The sequence below is a fragment of the Streptomyces sp. 15-116A genome, assembly GCF_025290915.1.
GTDB lineage: Bacteria > Actinomycetota > Actinomycetes > Streptomycetales > Streptomycetaceae > Streptomyces.
Genome location: NZ_JAOCQE010000442.1, coordinates 1 through 3272 on the forward strand (window position 1 = coordinate 1; position 3272 = coordinate 3272).

General features: G+C 73.8%; 1 protein-coding gene and 1 pseudogene. Both read left to right on the forward strand.

The window, feature by feature from the left end; genetic code table 11:
* Positions 1 to 2428 (forward strand): DEAD/DEAH box helicase (locus N4P33_RS34040; protein WP_260830790.1); only part of this gene is annotated, 2428 nt, incomplete at its 5' end.
* Positions 2425 to 3272 (forward strand): annotated as a pseudogene (locus N4P33_RS34045) (SWF or SNF family helicase); the annotation flags it as partial. The gene N4P33_RS34040 and the pseudogene N4P33_RS34045, both read left to right, overlap by 4 nt.

Genomic DNA, 3272 nt, shown 5'->3' on the forward strand with positions numbered 1-3272 from the left:
GCCCGCCTACGCGGCCCCGCCGCCGCAGCGCCTGCCCGAACTGCGGGCCTGGGCGGCCGACGTCGCCGCGGGCCATGACGCGGGCGTACGGCTGTCTCTGCGCATCGAGGTGGACGGCCTCATGGATCTGACGAGCGCGGGTCAGGAGGGGGCCATCACGGAGACGGACGGCACCGCCTCCGCCGACGGCACCGCTCGCGTGGACCAAGGCACCGCTGACACGAACGACGCCATCGCTCGCGTGGACGACGAGACCGCCTCACTCGGCGACTCCTCCGCCGCCGTCACCTTCCGAGCCGTACTCCAGGTGCACAGCGTCAGCGACCCCTCGCTCGTCGCGGACGCCGTCGAGGTCTGGTCCGGTGCGGCGGGCGGCGCCTTCGGTGCGCCCGCCCGGATGGACGCCCTGCTGGCGCTGCGCCGGGCGGCACGCGCGTGGCCCCCGCTCACGCCCTTGCTGTCGACGACCGTGCCCGACGCGGTGGAGCTCGCCGACGAGGAGGTCACCGACCTGCTCCGCGAGGGCGCTCGTGCACTGGCCGGAGCGGGCGTCGAGGTGCACTGGCCGAAGAAGCTGACGCGGGAGCTGACCACGGGCGCGGAGGTCGGTCCCGTCGGCGACGAACAGCAGCACGGAGGAGCCGGCTTCTCGGCGGGGCCGTCGTTCCTGTCCGCCGACGCGCTGCTCGCCTTCGACTGGTGGTTCGCCGTCGGGGACCGGCGGCTCACGCGTGAGGAACTGGACCGGCTCGCCGAGGCCAACCGTCCTCTCGTGCGCCTGCGCGACCAGTGGGTCCTGATCGACCCGCAGGAGGTCCAGCTCGCCCGCGCACGCCACGACCACAAGGTCACACCCGTCGACGCGCTCGGCGCGGCGCTGACGGGCTCCGTGGAGGTCGACGGCCGGCGGATCGAGGTGCGGCCCACCGGATGGCTGGCGGCACTGCGCGACCGGCTGACGGAGCCCGAGGCGCAGGAGCCCGTCGAGCAGCCGGCCGCGCTCGCCGCCACCCTGCGCGACTACCAGCGGCGCGGCCTGAACTGGCTGGCCCGTATGACGTCCCTGGGCCTCGGCTGCTGCCTCGCCGACGACATGGGGCTCGGCAAGACCGTCACCCTGATCGCCCTCCACCTGCACCGGCAGACCGACCCGGCCGCGGCCGGACCGACCCTCGTGGTCTGTCCCACGTCGCTCATGGGCAACTGGCAGCGCGAGATCGAGCGGTTCGCGCCCGGCACGCCGGTGCGCCGCTTCCACGGTGCCCGCCGCTCGCTGGACGGCCTCGCCGACGGCGAGTTCGTGCTGACGACGTACGGCACCATGCGCCTGGACGCCGGCCGGCTCGGCGAGGTGTCCTGGGGCATGGTCGTCGCCGACGAGGCGCAGCACGTGAAGAACCCGTACGCGTCGACCGCCCGGCAGCTGCGGTCCATCGGCGCACGCGCGCGCGTGGCGCTCACCGGCACCCCGGTGGAGAACAACCTGACGGAACTGTGGGCGATCCTCGACTGGACGACGCCCGGGCTGCTGGGCCGGCTCGGCACGTTCCGCAGCCGGTACGCGGACGCCGTCGAGGGGGGTCGGGATCCGGCAGCGGCGGAGCGGCTGGCGCGGCTGGTGCGCCCGTTCCTGCTGCGCCGCCGCAAGTCGGACCCGGGGATCGCACCGGAGCTGCCGCCGAAGACGGAGACCGATCACGCCGTGTCGCTCACCCAGGAGCAGGCGGGCCTGTACGAGGCGGTGGTGCGGGAGGCGCTCACCGAGATCGCCGAGGCGGACGACATGGCGCGCCGAGGGCTGATCGTGAAGCTGCTGACGGGTCTGAAGCAGATCTGCAACCACCCGGCGCAGTACCTCAAGGAGGACCGCCCGGTCGTCGCGGGGCGCTCCGGGAAGCTGGAGCTCCTGGACGAACTGCTGGACACGGTGCTCGCCGAACAGGCGAGTGTCCTGGTCTTCACGCAGTACGTGGCGATGGCCAGGATTCTGGAACGCCATCTCGCCGCGCGAGGTGTGCCGACTCAGTTCCTGCACGGCGGCACACCGGTCAACGCGCGCGAGGAGATGGTGCGGCGCTTCCAGGACGGCGAGGTCCCCGTGTTCCTGCTGTCGTTGAAGGCGGCGGGCACCGGTCTGAATCTGACCCGGGCCGAGCACGTCGTGCACTACGACCGCTGGTGGAACCCCGCCGTCGAGGCACAGGCGACCGACCGCGCGTACCGCATCGGGCAGACGCGGCCCGTGCAGGTGCACCGCATCATCGCCGAGGGGACCATCGAGGACCGCATCGCCGCGTTGCTGGACCGCAAGCGTGAGCTGGCCGACGCGGTACTGGGCTCCGGCGAGGCGGCGCTCACCGAACTGACGGACGCGGAGCTGGCGGATCTCGTGGCGCTGCGCGAGGACGAGCGAGGGGGACGGCGATGAGCCGGTACGACGGTGCGTACGACCGTGAAGAGGCCGACGTGGAGCGGACGTTCGCCGCGCTGCCGCCCTCGGTGGGGCGGGGTTTCGCTCAGACCTGGTGGGGGCGGGCCTGGCTGACCGCGCTGGAGGGCACGGCGCTGGACGCTCAGCAGCTCAAGGCGGGCCGCAGGCTCGCACGCGCGGGAGCGGTCGGCGCTGTGTCGGTGCGGCCGGGGCGCATCACGGCGGTGGTGAAGGACCGCGACGGTACGGCGCACCGGGCGGACGTGCTGCTGCAGGAGCTGACCGGCGAGCAGTGGGACCGCTTTCTGGACATGGCGGTCGAGCGGGCCGGGCATGTCGCGGCGCTGCTCGACCGGGAGATGCCGACGCTTCTGGTGGAGGACGCGGAGCTGGCCGGGGTCGAACTGCTGCCGGGGCTCGGCGATCTGGAGCCCGAGTGCGGCTGCGAGGCGTGGGACCACTGCGGTCACACGGCGGCGCTGTGCTACCAGATGGCCCGGCTGCTGGACCAGGACCCGTTCGTCCTGCTGCTGATGCGGGGACGAGGCGAACGCGCCCTGCTGGAGGCCCTCCAGACGCGCGGCGAGGCCTCCGCGTCCGCCGAGCGGCCGGCCGAGGCGGAGGGTGTGGACGCCGCCGAGGCCTACGCGGCCGGGGCCGTCCTGCCGTCGTTGCCGGCCGCTCCGGCGCTCCCGGTGAAGCCGGGCACTCCTCCGTCGCTGGACACGGAGACCCCGCCTGCCGCCGGGATCGACCCGGAGGCGCTGGAGTTCCTGGCCGCCGGGACCGCCGCCGAGGCACACCGGCTGCTGGCCGAAGCCTTGCGGGACGGGCACGAACG